The sequence below is a fragment of the Flavobacterium sp. PLA-1-15 genome (assembly GCF_049060005.1).
Taxonomy (GTDB): domain Bacteria; phylum Bacteroidota; class Bacteroidia; order Flavobacteriales; family Flavobacteriaceae; genus Flavobacterium.
The window spans coordinates 15,109-31,670 of sequence record NZ_JBMGQS010000022.1 but is presented as its reverse complement, the minus strand read 5'-3'; the positions used below and the strand labels follow the sequence as shown (position 1 = coordinate 31,670).

General features: G+C 37.4%; 13 protein-coding genes. 3 read left to right on the top strand and 10 right to left on the bottom strand.

Annotation, left to right across the window (positions count from 1 at the left end; all coding sequences use genetic code 11):
• Positions 1 to 126: 126 nt before the first annotated feature.
• The 3 genes from ACI6PS_RS12440 (at position 127) to ACI6PS_RS12430 (ending at position 5,605) form a co-directional block, all read left to right on the top strand.
• Positions 127 to 663: a DUF4136 domain-containing protein gene (locus ACI6PS_RS12440; RefSeq protein ID WP_421012897.1), complete on the top strand. Its 537-nt coding sequence runs from the start codon at positions 127 to 129 to the stop codon at positions 661 to 663.
• Between the two features lie 76 nt (positions 664 to 739).
• Positions 740 to 3,574 carry an AsmA-like C-terminal region-containing protein gene (locus ACI6PS_RS12435; protein WP_421012896.1) on the top strand — a complete coding sequence of 945 codons (2,835 nt, stop codon included), beginning with the start codon at positions 740 to 742 and terminating at the stop codon, positions 3,572 to 3,574.
• A gap of 270 nt (positions 3,575 to 3,844) precedes the next feature.
• Positions 3,845 to 5,605 (top strand): aromatic amino acid hydroxylase, encoded by a 1,761-nt coding sequence (locus ACI6PS_RS12430; protein ID WP_421012895.1) that lies wholly within the window; start codon positions 3,845 to 3,847, stop codon positions 5,603 to 5,605.
• A gap of 70 nt (positions 5,606 to 5,675) precedes the next feature.
• On the opposite strand, the gene ACI6PS_RS12425 is transcribed toward ACI6PS_RS12430, so the two are convergent.
• The 10 genes from ACI6PS_RS12425 to ACI6PS_RS12380 all read right to left on the bottom strand — a co-directional run bounded on the left by ACI6PS_RS12425 (position 5,676) and on the right by ACI6PS_RS12380 (position 16,495).
• Entirely contained in the window at positions 5,676 to 6,290 is a 615-nt protein-coding gene (locus ACI6PS_RS12425) for a DUF4230 domain-containing protein (protein ID WP_421012894.1), read from the bottom strand.
• A 50-nt stretch (positions 6,291 to 6,340) separates the two neighbouring features.
• Positions 6,341 to 6,991 carry a response regulator gene (locus ACI6PS_RS12420; RefSeq protein WP_421012893.1) on the bottom strand — a complete coding sequence of 217 codons (651 nt, stop codon included), beginning with the start codon at positions 6,989 to 6,991 and terminating at the stop codon, positions 6,341 to 6,343.
• Positions 6,992 to 7,077: 86 nt separating this feature from the next.
• Positions 7,078 to 9,003 carry a tetratricopeptide repeat protein gene (locus tag ACI6PS_RS12415; RefSeq protein WP_421012892.1) on the bottom strand — a complete coding sequence of 642 codons (1,926 nt, stop codon included), beginning with the start codon at positions 9,001 to 9,003 and terminating at the stop codon, positions 7,078 to 7,080.
• A gap of 74 nt (positions 9,004 to 9,077) precedes the next feature.
• A complete protein-coding gene (locus ACI6PS_RS12410; protein WP_421012891.1) occupies positions 9,078 to 9,362 on the bottom strand; it encodes a hypothetical protein in 285 nt (94 codons plus the stop codon).
• A gap of 107 nt (positions 9,363 to 9,469) precedes the next feature.
• The gene (locus ACI6PS_RS12405; RefSeq protein WP_421012890.1) at positions 9,470 to 11,314 is read right to left on the bottom strand and encodes a PQQ-binding-like beta-propeller repeat protein; all 1,845 of its coding nucleotides are present in this window, start codon (positions 11,312 to 11,314) and stop codon (positions 9,470 to 9,472) included.
• A gap of 78 nt (positions 11,315 to 11,392) precedes the next feature.
• Positions 11,393 to 11,929, bottom strand: coding sequence for a DUF6252 family protein (locus ACI6PS_RS12400; protein ID WP_421012889.1), 537 nt, complete (start codon positions 11,927 to 11,929; stop codon positions 11,393 to 11,395).
• 91 nt (positions 11,930 to 12,020) lie between these two features.
• Positions 12,021 to 12,668: a response regulator gene (locus ACI6PS_RS12395; protein ID WP_421012888.1), complete on the bottom strand. Its 648-nt coding sequence runs from the start codon at positions 12,666 to 12,668 to the stop codon at positions 12,021 to 12,023.
• An 11-nt stretch (positions 12,669 to 12,679) separates the two neighbouring features.
• Entirely contained in the window at positions 12,680 to 14,617 is a 1,938-nt protein-coding gene (locus ACI6PS_RS12390; protein WP_421012887.1) for a tetratricopeptide repeat protein, read from the bottom strand.
• A gap of 339 nt (positions 14,618 to 14,956) precedes the next feature.
• Positions 14,957 to 15,487 (bottom strand): hypothetical protein, encoded by a 531-nt coding sequence (locus tag ACI6PS_RS12385; RefSeq protein ID WP_421012886.1) that lies wholly within the window; start codon positions 15,485 to 15,487, stop codon positions 14,957 to 14,959.
• Between the two features lie 48 nt (positions 15,488 to 15,535).
• Positions 15,536 to 16,495, bottom strand: a complete 960-nt coding sequence (locus tag ACI6PS_RS12380) for a hypothetical protein (protein WP_421012885.1) — start codon at positions 16,493 to 16,495, stop codon at positions 15,536 to 15,538.
• Between the last annotated feature and the right edge of the window lie 67 nt (positions 16,496 to 16,562).

Below are 16,562 nucleotides of genomic sequence, written 5' to 3'. Positions count from 1 at the left end.
GTATCCTACTACCAATAGGTATTTTTACCAAAAACCCTTTTCTTTTATATGGTTCCATTATCATTAACATTGTTGCAATCGTACTCAGCTTCAAAGAGAAAAAAGAAAATAATTAAATAATTTGCTATGAAAATATTACGATTTATACCGGTTTTAATGCTACTTGTTTTAGGCTCTTGTGCTTCTGTTAGAGTGGCAAGTGACTTTGACAAAAATGTAGATTTCACTCAATACAAGACTTTTGCGTTCTACAAGACTGGGATCGACAAAGTGGAAGTTTCTGATTTGGATAAGAAAAGAATTCTTCGCGCCATCGAAGAGCAAATGTTAGCCAAAGGATTTACCAAAAGTGAAAATCCTGATTTGTTGGTGAACATCTTTACAAAATCCAGAGAGCAAGTTGACGTAAATACGTTCAATGCGGGTTGGGGTTACGGCTGGGGTTGGGGTTGGAATCCTTGGATGTATGGAGGTAACAGAACTTCTGTTTCCCGTTCTACCGAGGGAACGCTGTTCATTGATTTGATTGATGCGAAAAAGAAAGAAATGATTTGGCAAGGAGAAGGCGAAGGCGATTTGACCAAGAACAATGATAAAAAAGAAGAACGAATCAAGGAGTTTGTGACTAAAATTTTAGAGCAATATCCTCCAAAGAAAAAATAATTTTTTTTTCGATAGAAACACTACGAACCGTAATAGAAATATTACGGTTTTTTTTAGTTCCAAATGTTAAATTCTTTTGTCTTTAATTGTAACTTTGCCGTCCAAAAACAAAACAAAAGTGGAACAGAAAAAGAAATCTTTACTGCTAAAGATATTAAAAATCAGTGGCATTACGCTCGGAACTATCTTAGCACTTCTCATCATATTGCCCATTATTTTCGCCGATACCATAACCGAAAAAATAAAGATTTTAGCCAATGAAAATTTGGATGGTGAACTAAATTTTTCTGATTCTGAGCTTTCTTTTTTCAAGCATTTTCCTTCACTTACCTTGACTTTAAATGATTTTAATTTAAACGGTTCGCAACCTTTTAAAGAACAGTCGCTAGTTTCGGCGAAAGAAATTGGGTTGGGAATCGACATTCCGAGTTTGCTTTTTGGAAGTCAGATGAACATTGACGAAATTTATATTGACAACGCCAAAATCAATGTGCAAGTCAATAAAAAAGGAGAAGCCAACTATAATGTTTATAAATCCGAAAGCAAGGAAACCACTTCAAATTCCGAAAGTGCTTCGATGAAATTAGAGCACATTCAGATTGAAAACACGTCTCTAATTTACAATGATTTGGCATCCAAAATCAACATCAAAGCAACTGGATTCAATTATACAGGAAAAGGCGATTTGGAAAAATCAAATTTTGATTTGGAAACCAAAGCCGAGATTGCCAGTTTGAATTTTGCATTTGACAAGGAAGAATATCTTACCAACAAGAAAGTTTCTGCGAAGCTTTTAACGAAAATAAACACCAATTCGCTTTCATTCGTTTTTGCTGAAAATGACTTGGTCATCAACAAACTTCCAGTTGAATTTAAAGGCAGTTTCGATTTTCTAAAGAACGGTTATGCATTGGATTTTAATGTAAAAACCGAAAACAGCAATTTGCACGATTTGTTTACGGCACTTCCACCAAAATTCATTACGTGGTTGAGCAAGACCGATATCAAAGGAAAAACGGATGCTTATTTCACCCTGAAAGGAAAATACATCGCTTCGGAAAATTTAAAACCGAGTGTAACTTTTGGACTGAAAGTCAGAGAAGGTTATGTTGCCTACAATAAAGCGCCAAATCCTGCCGAAAAAATCTACTTGAATTTCCAAACACAGTTGCCTGATTTGGATGTTTCAAAGTTAAAAGTAAACGTCGATTCGCTTTATTTTGTGCTTGGGAAGGATTACTTCAGCGGAATCGTAAAAACCGAAGGATTAGGAAAATCTATTGCAATCAACAGCAAAATCAAGTCGAATATCGATTTGGAAATGCTCAACAAAGCCATTGGAGTCAATAATTTAGTCGTAAAAGGAAAGCTGAACATTGATGCTGTTGCGAATGGAACGTATAATGCGGATGAGCGAAAATTCCCTATAACGAACGGAAAATTCAACCTAACGAATGGGTATCTTAAAACAGAATATTATCCGAATCCGATTCAAAACATCAACATCAAGGCAAATCTGGAAAATAAGACTGGGAACTTCAAGGACATCGCCTTTGTAATTCCACAAGCCGGATTTAAATTTGAAGGAGAACCGTTTGATGTAAAGGCATCTTTCAAGAATTTTGATGATATTTTGTATGATGTAAAAGCAAAAGGAACCCTCAATGTGGCGAAAGTTTATAAAGTTTTTTCGCAGAAAGGACTTGAACTTGACGGATTTATCAAAGCTGATTTGAGCCTTGCCGGAAGACAGAGCGATGCTACAAATAAAAACTTTAGCAAACTAAAAAACAGCGGTTCGTTGGAACTGAAAAATATTGTCACTAGAAGTGAATACCTGCCAAAACCATTTACCATCAAAAATGGTTTGTTTACGTTTAATCAGGACCAAATGAAGTTCCAAAATTTCAATGGTGTTTATGGTTCAGCCAATGTTACGATGAACGGTTATGTGGAGAATGCCATCAATTTTGTCTTGGCGAAAAATCAGATTTTGCGTGGGAATTTCAGTTTTTCATCTGATGAATTGAACATCAACGAATTGATTCCGACCGAGGAAATTAAAGTCAATCCAGCCGATGACGATGAAAAACCAAAAACGGTTTCGACTGTGATTGAAATCCCGACGAATCTGGATTTGAATATGCGTTTCAATGCTTCAAAAGTTTTGTATGATGATTTGGTGGTGAAGAATTTAAGTGGAAATGTAAAAATCAATAAGGGAACTTTATCGTTGCAAAACGGAACATTGAATATTATTGATGCCGTGGCAAAAATGGATGCTTTCTACAAAAATGAAGGTACCCAAAAAGCCAAATTCGACTATAAAATTGTAGCCGATGATTTTGACATCAAACGTGCTTACAACGAAATCAAGATGTTCAAAGAAATTGCTTCTTCGGCAGAAAGTGCAGAAGGAATTGTTGGCTTGGATTACAAAATTTCGGGCGTTTTGGACCATAACATGCAACCAATTATGCCGTCGTTGAATGGTGGCGGAACGCTTTCGGTAAAGAAGGTAAAAATGAAAGGTTTCAAATTACTGAATGCTGTTTCGCAACAAACCGAAAATGAGGCGATTAAAAATCCGGATGTTTCAAAAGTGGACATCAAAACGACCATCAAGAACAACATCATCAACATTGAACGTTTCAAGATTAAAGTGGCAGGTTTCAGGCTTCGATTTGAAGGCCAGACAAGCCTTGACGGAAATCTGAATCTGAAAATGCGTTTGGGATTACCACCTTTTGGAATCTTGGGAATACCGATGAAAGTAACCGGAACTCAAGAAAATCCAAAAGTGCGATTGGGCAGAAAAACGGAGGATTTGAAGGAAACAGAATATGATGAGAATGCTCCAGCCCCTGTGGAAGTGAAGGCTGTGAATGCTGTGAATGCTGTGATGGAATAAAATATTCTCAAAATAAATTGAAACCGTGGTAGAAATACTACGGTTTTCTTTTTACTCAAATCTTCAAATTAACTACTACTGCCCTAGCCCGGATTGAAATGGAAATCCTTTTTCGTGAAAACCTATTTTTTCTTGAACCGGCAGAGCGACCGGAGGAAGCTCCTGACGGTTCGTAGAAAAAAAGGTTTTCGGGGAAAAGATTGTAATGGAAAGCCGGAAACAGCTTCAAAAAAAAATCGTAACTTTACGACAAACTACAACGTTGAAGTTATGACAAATTCATTTGAAAGTAACCCTTTGATTGACAGGTTGCCAAAGCATTTAAAGCAGTTTATAAAACCTCAGGATTATGCGGATTATACGCCGATAAATCAGGCGGTTTGGCGTTATGTGATGCGAAAAAATGTGGATTACTTGAGTAAAGTAGCTCATAATTCGTATTTGGAAGGCTTAAAAAAAACGGGTTTGGAGATTGAAAATATTCCGAATATGTACGGTATGAACCGAATTTTGAAAGAAATTGGTTGGGCTGCCGTGGCTGTTGACGGGTTTATTCCGCCAAATGCTTTTATGGAATTTCAGGCTTACAATGTGTTGGTGATTGCTTCGGATATCCGCCAATTGGAGCATATTGAATATACTCCGGCTCCGGATATCATCCACGAAGGTGCTGGTCACGCTCCGATTATTGCGAATCCAGAATATGCGGAATATTTGCGTCGTTTTGGTGAGATTGGTTGCAAGGCGATTTCATCGCACAAGGATTATGAAATGTATGAAGCGATCCGATTGCTTTCTATTTTGAAGGAAGCGGAAGGAACACCTCAACAGGAAATTGACGCTGCTGAAAAAGCGGTAGAAGATTTGCAGAACAATATGGGCGAAATGTCTGAGATGGCAAAAATCCGAAACCTGCATTGGTGGACGGTTGAATACGGCTTGATTGGAACGGTTGAAGACCCAAAAATATACGGTGCGGGATTGCTTTCTTCGATTGGAGAAAGTGCTTGGTGCATGACCGATGAAGTGAAGAAAATCCCTTATTCGCTTGATGCAGCAGAGCAAAGTTTTGACATTACGAAACCGCAACCTCAACTTTTTGTGACGCCTGATTTTGCGTTTTTAAATCAGGTTTTGGAAGAGTTTGCCAATACGATGGCATTGAGAACGGGAGGTTTGTCGGGTATTCAAAAATTGATTGATTCGAATGCTTTGGGAACAATCGAGTTGAGTACTGGTTTGCAAATTTCGGGTGTTTTTACGAATGTTATCGAACACGAAGGAAAACCAATTTATATTCAAACGACTGGAAAAACAGCTTTGTCTTCGAGAGAAAAAGAGCTTGTTGGCCACGGAACAAATACGCACGCAGAAGGTTTTGGAAGTCCGATTGGAAAACTTGTAGGCATAAACCTTGCGATTGAAGACATGAGTCCGAGGGATTTGAAAGCCTATAATATTTATGAAGCTGAAACGGTTACGCTTGAATTTGAAGGCGATATTACCGTTAGTGGAGAAATCATCACGGGTTCGCGAAATCTTCAAGGTGAAATTATCTTGATCAGTTTTAGAAATTGCACTGTAAAACATGGTGATGCGATATTGTTCAAGCCAGAATGGGGCATTTACGATATGGCTGTTGGAAAGAAAGTTGTTTCGGCGTTTTCTGGTCCGGCTGATGTGAACAGTTTTGATCTGATTACGCATGTTCCGTCGAGCAAAACGATTAAGGCGAAAAAATCGGAAGAGCGTTCTAATCTGGAAGAATTGTATCGTGAAGTGCGAAATATCCGTGAAGGCAACAGTAATAATGATTCGCTAAAAAATATCTTCCATACTTTAAAAACGGAACATCCGAAAGATTGGTTGCTGTCGGTTGAAATTGCAGAAATTTTAAAGGATAAAAACGAACCTGAATTGATGCAGGAAATTTTAATCCACCTTGAAAAACTGAAAGAAAACCGCCCTGAATTGAATAAATTAATTTCAAACGGATTGGAATTGATTTTTGAGAAGGAGAGTGTGAATTAAAAATATTTCAACACAGATTCCACAGATTAACGCAGATTCTATTTGTGTAAATCTGTGGAATCTGTGTTTATCAACCTTTGATATTTGTATTCAAATCCGCTTCCTTTTCAATTATATTTCCTTCAAACTTCAACGTCCATCCCATCGAATTCGTTAAGATTAGCATCTTCGAAAGTTCACTGACTAAACGGTTTTTGGCATTTGATTTTAAAGTAGATTTTGCGATTTTTTTCTCCAGATTCGCTCGAACGGTTTTGTTAACCTTATTGTAATCGTCTCCTGAAAATGGATTCATCCTGCTTTGTTGGATATCGTAAAACTTGATATCCGGACTTATTTTGATTTCTTCTTCGGGAATATTGGTGATGGTAATGGTCTTGTTTTTCTCATCAATGTCGTATTTCACTTCGTGTAAATCATAGGAAACCGTAACATCAGCGTTGACAATGATAAGCGCCTTTTTCTCAAACGAAATCATATCCATCAAGTATTTGTCCTGGTCTTTATAGGTAAGTACTTCTGAAAAATGACCTTCGGTAACGACCAGTTTCCCTACATTTAGGATTTGTTGCTGGATAAGATTGGTATTGTATTCAATATTGGATTCGTCTTTCTTGAAATCGCAAAACTTGAACAGCAAAATTACTGACACAATCACTACTGCTCCAATGAGAATTCTTTTCATTTTCTTTTTTCTATAAAAATAAGAAAAAAAGCCAATATTCCGTTTTGAAATTACCCTATTAAGTTGTTGCTTTTCGCTTTTTGAACCGCTTCGAGCTTGTTGTGCACTTGGAGTTTTGCATAAATATTTTCGATATGCTTTCGGACTGTACTTGGCGAAAGAATCAAATTATCAGCAATATTGTTGTAGTTCAAACCTTTGCTCAATTGCTCCAAAACTTCGATTTCCCTTGTAGATAGTTTAATATTTTCCTGACATTCTTTATTTTCAAAATCCTGTGGATTGCGTAGCAATTTCAAGGTTTTAAAGGCAATCGACGGATGCATCGCGGCACCACCATTCAAAGTTTCGAGGATTCCCTGATGCAAATCTTTCGGGTTGATTTCTTTCAGCAGATAACCATCGGCTCCAGCCTTAATGGCATTGAAGATATTTTCATCGTTATCAAAAACGGTAAGCATCAGGATTTTGATATGAGGATATTTTGATTTGATAAAACTTGTAGCTTCGATTCCATTCATTTCAGGCATTTCGATGTCCATTAAAATCAAATCGATGTTGTGGTTGATTTCGAGTTTTCCGATTAAATCCTTGCCGTCAACAGCAATTATTTTCACCGTCAAATCATCAAAAAAGGACAATTTTTCCTGTGCCGTTTTTATTAAAAAAGAATTATCATCGGCGATTGCTATTTTTATCATTTGCTTTGCTTTTTATTTTTTGCCACATATTTCACTGATTAACAAAGATTTTAGATGTTTTTATCCTGTAGTCTGTGGTAAATATTCTACTTAGGAACGGTCAATGCTATGGCTGTTCCTTTTCCTATTTCTGATTGCAACATAAATGTTCCCCCAATATCTTTTATGCGTTTTTTGATGTTTTGAAGACCGTTTCCTTGGACAATAGTATTTTCATCAAACCCAATTCCATTATCCAAAATATTGATACAAATCTTATCTCCGAAACTTTTGACATCAATTGTAATTTCACTCGCCTTGGCATATTTGATGCTGTTGTTTATTGCCTCTTGAATCGTCCTGTAAACGTTCATCCCTTTTATTGAAGTGAATTTTTGCTGGCTTAGATTTTCATCAATATTGAACTTGAATTCGATTTCTTCGGTTGCGGTTTTGGCTTTTTCGATAAAATTAAAAATCCTCATCTTCAAATCTTCAAAAGAAATCTCGTCGTTGTTCATCGCCCAAATCGTGTCCCTAAGTTCTACGATTGTTGTCTTTGTGAAATTACTGATGCTTTGCAATTTGCCATCAAGCTTCGTATTTTCTAAATCAAAAACATATTTGATATTATCCACCGATGAAATTATAAAAGTCAGCTGGGCTCCAATATTATCGTGCAAATCCCTAGAAATACTCAATCGCTGATCCTGCAATTTATTTTGTGTTTCGATTTGTGCAATGGCCGATTTCAATTGAAATTCCTGTTGCTGTTGTCTATTCTTTAACTTCTGCTGACGGTAAAAAAGATATCCCAAGACAATCGCCGAAACTACTAAAACCACCAAAATGATTAATAATGCATTTCGTTGTTTTGCTTCAGCATCTTTCTGGATGAGCAGTTTCTCTTTTTTTTCGGTGTTGTATTTTGTTTCGAGTTCGAAGATTGCTTTTGTTTTTTCGGCCTTAAAAAGACTGTCGATTCCCGTCGTATAAAGACTCGAATATTTATAGGCCTCTTGGAAATTACCCAGTTTTGAATTGGCTTTCGCCAAATTATGATTTGCATTTACTTCCAGGAAAAAGGCGCTTACTTTCTTGGAAAACGCTTTCGCCTTGTTCGAAATCAGAATGCTTTCCTTATACTTTTTCTGCTTGATGAGGCATTTCGCGTAAGCATTGCAAATATTGGCAACTTCGTACGAATTCAAGTACTTCTCGTGCAATTTTATAGCTTCGGTATAATATTTATTGGCTTCCTGAAAACGATGCAAACTGTCGTAGACCACAGCAATATTAGAAACTGGATAAGCCACATATCGGTCATAGCCCAACTTTTCATAACCTTCCTTCGCAATTTTAGAATATTTTATCGACTCTTCATATTTCCCAAAATCAATCAAGATAGAGCCCATATTTCCGGACGAAACCGTAATTCCAAATTCTGATTTAATCCTTATGTACAGTTCGTTTGCCTTTTTGTAATACTGAAATGCCTTCTTATATTCTTTCTGGGTTTTATAAACAATTCCAATATTCGTGTAGGTCATGGCCAACTTTTCGAGGTCTTTTTTCTTGTCGTAATAATAAAGCGCCCTGAAATAGTTGTGTAAGGATTCTGAAAACAAACCTTTCGAATCATAGGCGATACCCAGATTATTATAGGAGTCAGCAATACCAATCGTGTCATTTATTTTTGTACGATATTGCAATGCCTTCTGGTGAAAAAACAGAGCAGAGTCGAGTTCGCTTTTGTATTGGAATATATTGGCTACGGAATTATAGGAAAGCGCAATTAAGGTATCTTGCTTGGCATTCAATGCTTTCTGTAGCGATGTTTTTGCATACCGTAAAGCTATATTCAAATCTGTGTTGCTGTACTCGTCGGATAATAATAGAAGTGAATTGCAACTTGCACTGACATCGTTTTTAGTAGCTATGACTTTCAAGCTGTCCATTTTTTTGCTTGACAGACTTTGAGCATCTGCGGACAACTGAAAAAAAATAAGAGAAAAAATGTAGAGTTTCTTCATATTTTTATGATTTTAACGACTTTGTAGGTTAAAAGTTATTAAATATATAAAACTTTGGCATTCAAAATGATTTCTTATCGTGTTAAATTGTTTTTTGAGATAATTTCTAATAGCTCCAGTTGCAGCGAAACAATTTTATCGGTCAATATTATCTTTGAATCATTGAATTTCACTCTGAATTCATCTGCCAATTGTATTTTTTCCTGATTTATTTTTTGATTTTTAGTCAGTTCCAAAATAATCAAATGCAAGTCTTCCAATTTCTGAAGATGAACCTCCTGCATTTTCCTAAACTTTACAACCATCAAAAAAACAATGCACAACAATGCAACTATTATTAAAACCAGTATTACAATCATCTTCCTTCTCTTTACCGTTTTTAAAAGGAGAAAGCCCTCTCCACTTCTGAAAAAAATGACCCTACATCATCCATCCATTATGAAAAGGAACTTTCAACCACCCTTAACTATTTCATCAAATCATATCCGTAGATGGATCTGTCATTTGCCCTGTAATATAAAACTCCTGCGATTTCATCTACCACATATTCTGGTTTCTTGTCCTTCAAAACAATTTCCTTGTGCTTGTTTCCAGAATCCTTGTCCACTTTTACCAATCCTACACCATCTTCCAATTTGGTCAAGATAAATTGGGCGTTTTCGGTTGCGGCAGTTGCCTTGAACCTTTTGCTCATTTCGCTAAAAGAAGCCGATGCAATAGCCGAGAAATTATCCTGAATATTTTTTGCCTGCTGCCCGCGATCGTTGTATTGGCCAATTGCATTTTTATTCATTCCTGCCTCATAAGCCGCAGAAGTTGCAACTGCCATCGAGGCTACGCCAACAACACCCATCACGATGGAACCAAAAGCACTTTTTCCCGGTGACCTGTGGTATTCATGAAATTTTTTTGATCCATCAAAATTCAACATCATCATGTTCTGGTCAGACGAAAGCAAAAGGCCTCCGTCTCTGGCCTGTAAACTTGTAGGCACTTCTTTTTCTTCAAATTTAAAGGTTGAAAGTGTACTGATATCGCCCGAATTCTCGTCAATGGCAAGCATTTCTTCTCCTGTAGAAATCAAATATCTTTTGTTGTTCTTATCAAACGTACTGCAAACCGATTTTGCTTTTTTGTATTTGATAGGCTTGCTCCAGATGGATTCACCTGTGGATAGGTTGATGATATCTGCATCGGTATCGGTAATATAAATCATCCCCTTTGGTGTCAAGGCCATCGTATGGATATTCTCTCCAGTTTTTAATGGTTTCTTGAAAAGTGTTTTCCCGTCAAACGAGATCTTGTTGATACCGCCTTGCCTGATTCCAAACAAAATTCCATCCTCCATTACATAAAAATGCTGTACATACCCTTTTGTCTTTGGTGCCTTCTCCCATAAGTCTTCTCCATTTGACGCACTCATGAACCCAATTTTTGATTCTGCGGCGGCCGCAAAAACGCTTTTGCTTCCCGTATCGGCAACATCACTCACCACTGCCAAACCTTGCGGAAGGATTTGAAAATTGCTCACTCTTCCTTTCACCTTTTGAGCTTCTTTCCAAAGTACCTGTCCTGTATTGCTGATCTTGTGAATTTTCGTGTCGCCACCTGGTTTTTCTTCAAAAGCATAAATCTCTTTCCCAGTGGTATCGGCTGTCATCCAAGTAATATCATCCACCTTGGCTTCCCAAGTTACGTTACCGGTTTTGGAGTCTATGTGCATCAAGGATTTGCTCGTTGGAACGATCAATCCGTCACCTACCATAAGCGGTCGTCCGGTAACCATAGTTGCAGCCCCTTTTAATTTGAAAAGTTTTTCCTCTGCCCCTGTAGCCAGATCATAAACTCCAACAGCCATTGCATATTGATCGGCCGCTTTCCTTTGTCCGCTTACAACAAGTTTGTTTTGTGGTAAAATGATGTTGAAAGTATAGGTCAGTTTCCAACCGTTTTCTTCCGTAGCAAAAAGCTTTTTCCCTGACACAAAATCGATAACACTTTTCTTGGAACTAAAAACGCCTCCCTGGGAAACGATCACGTAAGGCGACATCGGAATAAAATCCAATTCTTCTTGCTTTACTTTTCCGTAATCCTTGAAATTAAAATGCAAGTTGGTTTGTCCGGGTTTTATTCCTGCAAATCCATCGCCATTTGCAACTACAAGAACGCCAGAATCTGTGAGTTTCATAAAATCAATCTTGCCGTCAAAATTGTAGGTGAAGTTTGGGGCTTCGGCTTTTTGTGCCATCAAGTGGTTACTGTTGAAGGCAAAAAAAGTACAAAAAACGATTGTTGTCAAAAGATGTTTCATATCTGGAAGTATTTGGTTTTAAAACAAACCCGACAACTTTCTCAAACTGTCGGGCTATTTAAACTGTTTTTTTTTTGCTTAAAACTGCATGAAATTAACATTGAATGAACCACGAGTGATTTCTTTCGTATCCTGGGCATCTTCCTGATTTCTTGCTTTAAAATTGAAAGTTCCTTTGATGTTGGTATCTGAAATTTCACTAATCGTGATAGACCCTGCAACTCCTGAATTTTCAAATGGAGCCATCCAAGTCTTGGAAGTAAAAGTTGTGGTATTTACTTCGATATAAGATCCAATTGCAGATATTGCCGCCTCTTGACTGATTTCGTAAGTGCCTGTTTCGCCATCAACACCGTTAAGTATCAATTGGATTTGTCTTCCTCCTAGGTCTGTACCTTGAATGGTAATGGTATAAGTTCCTCCTACAGCAACTTTCATTGCTGTTGTTCCTTGTACTATTGAAGTAAAATTAGCACCTCCTACGTTAGCAGTAATGGTTCCTTCTACAGCAACTGGATCTACGTTATTGCCATCATCATCGCCTGAGCAAGAAATAACAGAAGTGGACAATACCGTCGCCAAAAATAAAATACTGATTTTTTTAAGTGTTTTCATGATAATAAATTTTGTTAGTTAAACTTGTTCCAAAATTGCGATTATCAAATACTTAAATCAATACGGCATTTGCCCTATTTTACTTAAAAACTTAGATAAGATTATTATTTTTTGCCTTTTGAATGGCTTCCAATTTGTTGTGAACCTGAAGTTTCGTATAAATATTCTCTACGTGTTTGCGCACTGTTCCCAACGAAAGAATGAGGTTGTCGGCAATGTTATTGTATTTCAAACCTTTGCTCAATTGCTCCAGGACTTCAATTTCTCTAGACGTCAGCTTGATTTCTTCGCAATTGCTTTTGGTTTCAAATTCGATTGGATTTCTAAAAAGCTTCAAGGTTTTCAAGGCAATGGAAGGCGTCATGATCGCACCGCCGTTTAAAGTTTCAATAATGCCCTGATTCAAATCATTCGGACTCACTTCTTTCAACAAATAGCCATCGGCTCCAGCCTTGATTGATTTGAAGATGTTTTCATCATTGTCGAAAATCGTCAGCATGATGATCTTGATGTGCGGATATTTTGTCTTGATGATTTCCGTTGCTTCAATCCCGTTCATTTTGGGCATTTCGATATCCATCAAAATCAAATCGATATTATGATTGGCTTCCAGCTTTTCCAGAAGGTCCTTTCCATTATTGGCGGTAAACTTGCAAGTGAGTTCTTCGAAAAAAGACAACTTTTCAGCTATTGCTTTTTGAAGAAATATATTATCATCAACGATTACAATCTTGGTCATCTTGTTTTATTTTAATTGTTTAAAAAAGGCTTGTCGATAACGATACTTATTCGGGTTCCCTTTCCCATTTCCGATCCAATCTCAAAAACACCTCCTATGTCCTCCATTCTCTTCTTCATATTGTGCAGTCCGTTTCCAATTTCGGTAGCTTCAAATTCGAATCCTTTTCCGTTGTCATCAATTTCAACTCTAATCGCGCCATCAGTGAGCCTTGCCAAGATGATAATTTCCGAGGCATTGGCATGTTTTATGGCATTATTCAAGGCTTCCTGAATTGTCCTATAGATGTTTATACCTTGAACAGAGCTAAAACTCACGTCCTCCAACGAATCCTCAATGCTGAATTTAAAATGAATATCCTCCTTCGCCAGCTTTGCTTTTTCGATAAAATTCAAGATCCTAACCCTCAAATCTTCAAAGGTGATGTGATTGTTGTTCATCGCCCAAATGGTATCCCGGAGTTCAATAATCGTTTCTCTTGTAAAATTGCTGATGTTGTCCAGCTTGCTCCCCAAAACCGTATTCTTCACCCCAAATCCATACTTCACGTTATCTACTGATGAGATGATAAAAGTGAGCTGTGCGCCAATATTATCATGCAGATCCCGTGAAATCGAAAGCCGTTGTTCCTGTAATTTGTTCTGCGTCTCGATTTGAGAAATAGCCGACTTCAATTGAAATTCCTGCTGTTGCTGATTTACCTTTAACCGTTGTTGGCGGTAAATCATATAACCCACAATAATCACAAAAAAAACCAAAACCGAAAGGATTAGAATAGTGGTATTCTTGCGTTTTGATTCTACTTCCCGCTTCAAGAGCTCCACCTTGTTCTGCGCCAGTTTCTTCTCTTTCTGCTGTGTTTCATGAATGATGCGGAACTCTGCCAGCGAGGCTTCTTTCCTTTCATCAATCATCAGCTTGTATTGCTTGTAAAATTCCTTTTGTGTTTCAAGCGCCTGTTTGAATTTTTCTTGTTGCTCATAAACACCTACCAGCAAACTATATGATTTTGCAAGATTAGGTTTGTGTTTGATTTCTTTTAGGATTTCAATACTCTTGAAGAGCAACTTCTCGGCAGTAGGAAAATCCTTTTTCAGTGAAGCCAAAAAACCCAGATTTCCATACGAATCGGCAATCTGTTTCTTGTTTCCAATCTTATAGTCGAGCTTCAAGCATTCGTCAAAATAATACTGGGCACTGTCGAGCCGATTGGTGTACATAAAACAATTGGCCTTGTTGTCTAAAAACATAACCTTTATCTTATCCGATCCAATCTTCTCAGAAATCCGGATGCCTTCCTCATCAAGTGCCAACGCCTTGTCATACTCACCATTCATCCCATAAACATTGGCAAGCGAATGTGATGTGGTCAGATAAAAACCATCTGTTTTATCCTTTTCCAATGTTTTCAAAGCAATTTGCAAATACTGTTTTGCCAGCTGCGAATCCCCTTTTTGCATATAAACATGAGCGAGGTTAGCATTTACGTCGGCAATTCCTCTACGGTCGCCCAATTTTTCATAAATCGCAAGTGCTTTATATAAATTAGCAAATGCTTTCGGATTGTTTCCATTGACTTTTGCACAGCTTCCTATACCGATATATAACCTGCATTTTAGCGAGTCAGCCTTAGAATCCTTTAGCAATAGAAGTCCTTTTTCATACCCTTCCATCGCCAACTGATAGGAATTGAAATTAGCATAGTAAATTGACTTTACAATCACGGCCATCGCTTTGTATTCATTGGGCTGACGAGCTGTTTCCTTCTCTAATTTTTCTGCGTAAAACTGAAGTGAATCAGGGAATACTGTTGACAGATAAAAAACCCTCCTGTAGTCCCTCTCTGTCTGTTTTCTATCTGGGGATAAAGGATCGCTTTTGGTTGCAACTTCTTTTTTACAAGAAATAATAATTATCAGAAAGACAAAAAAGATTAAAATTTTCTTCATAAGCGCACAATAAAAAAACCAATGCGAGATTATATTCCAGCTTCAAAAACCGCAATCAATCAACAGTCTAAGGCAGTTGTCAAATAAAAGGTTAAGAAAAGAAATTCGGGGTTATAGTCTTATAAAAGTAATCAAAACTTCACAATCCCAAGAAATAATTTTCATAATGAAAGACTTCAATAGTGATCCGCTTGATAGTAATAAAAGAAATACGGCTTTCGCCGTATTTCCTACCATTTTCAGAAATCATTCAAAACAATAAATCCATTCTGATTCCGGTTCTGCGAAAAAACATGAAAAACTAGTTCAAACCTCAAATTTCATAATTCAATGACTGTTTTAGTTCATAAAAGTTCCTCTGAACGAGCCATTGGTCACGTTCTTGGTACTGTTACAATTTTCTCCATCGGCACCTGTAAAGGTAAAAGTTCCTTCAATTTTAGTGTCGTTAAGCATAGTCACTACAACTGTTGCAGTTCCTGCATCACAGTTTCCTGAATCCCAGCTTTTGTCGGTTGCTGTTTCAAAATAAGACAACACACCTGCATTCGTATTCGCATTTAGCGTATAGGTTCCGGGACCTGTAACGTCCATCAAGGCAATCGTAATCACTTTTTGTTCAGTAGCAGTAACCGATTCCTGAGAAATACCCGTAACGGTCACAAAAGATCCGTCTCTTGAGGCTGTCCCTAAAGAAATTCCTTGTACAGAAAATGTTTCGAAGTTTACGCCATCTACTTTTGCATTCACGTAAGTATCCAAGTTCGAGCCTGGCAATACTGTTTCTCCTCCATCGTCAGAACCACAAGAAGTAAACATTAATGATAAAGCTGCAAAAGCCATGTAGCCGATTTTTTTAAAATTTTTCATTGTAAAATTGTTTTAGAGTGTTAAAAATTAGAGTTAATTAAATTTATTTTAATGTACATATACGTCAAAGATATTCTCGTCATTGTTTTCAAAAGGTACTTCCACAACACCCGTTTCTCTATTGAAAACATACGTTTTAGACTTTGTATAATCCGATCCGGTAATCGTGACAATGCCTCTTTTGCCATCCGAAGCCATCTCCAAATGATAATTGGTCCATCCAGTGCCAAGTCCGGTTATCAGCGTAAGTGTTTCAGAAGCTTTGGTGGCCATATCAACAACTTTAGCCTTAATGGTGCTGTTTTCTTTATACGGAATCACAACATATTTGCCATCATTGGTAAAAACGCCATCACCAATATCATCGGCACTGCTCAGATTTTCCGTATGATACATTCCCGGCAAGCCATTGTCAGCATCAGCATCCAAAATTTGTGCTCCAGCAGTCGTATTCACAAGATAATACGCCCTGTCATCCGAGGCATCGATAATATCCGAACCCCAGCTCACATTAGTAAGTCCGGTTCCATCGGCATTCATCACGTGGAGGTTTTGAGTAACATCAGGAAAATTAGTGTAGGTCCTAAAAAAAATCTTGCCATCACTGCAGTATTTGATTTTACCGATATGTGTTTCAGGATTTGGAATTTCATAGAGTTTCACATCTCCTGTACCATCAATATTGGCTTTTCTAATTTCCCTCACAAAAACCAAATTCGGAACCGTGCCCTCCATTTGCTGGTTCACGTAGATGAATTTAGTCCCGTCAGGACTGATGCAGAAATCCCCTATATAACTGCTTGAGTTCACAAGCTTGTTCAGAATCGTTTGCTCATTTGTTCCCGTAATACTGATGGTGTTTACCTTTGCTGTATCGATGGCAATAAGTTTAAGTTCGCCAGAATTGATTGGTCCAGTAGAGTTTCCAGAATCGTCGCTACTGCAAGAAACCATCGATAAGGTAATTACAGCAAAGAAAATTTTAAGTAATGTGGTAATTGTTTTCATGATTGTATCTTTTTTGTTAAAGCAAAGTTGCTCTTAATACAAAAGGGATACAATACGCAGAAATTCG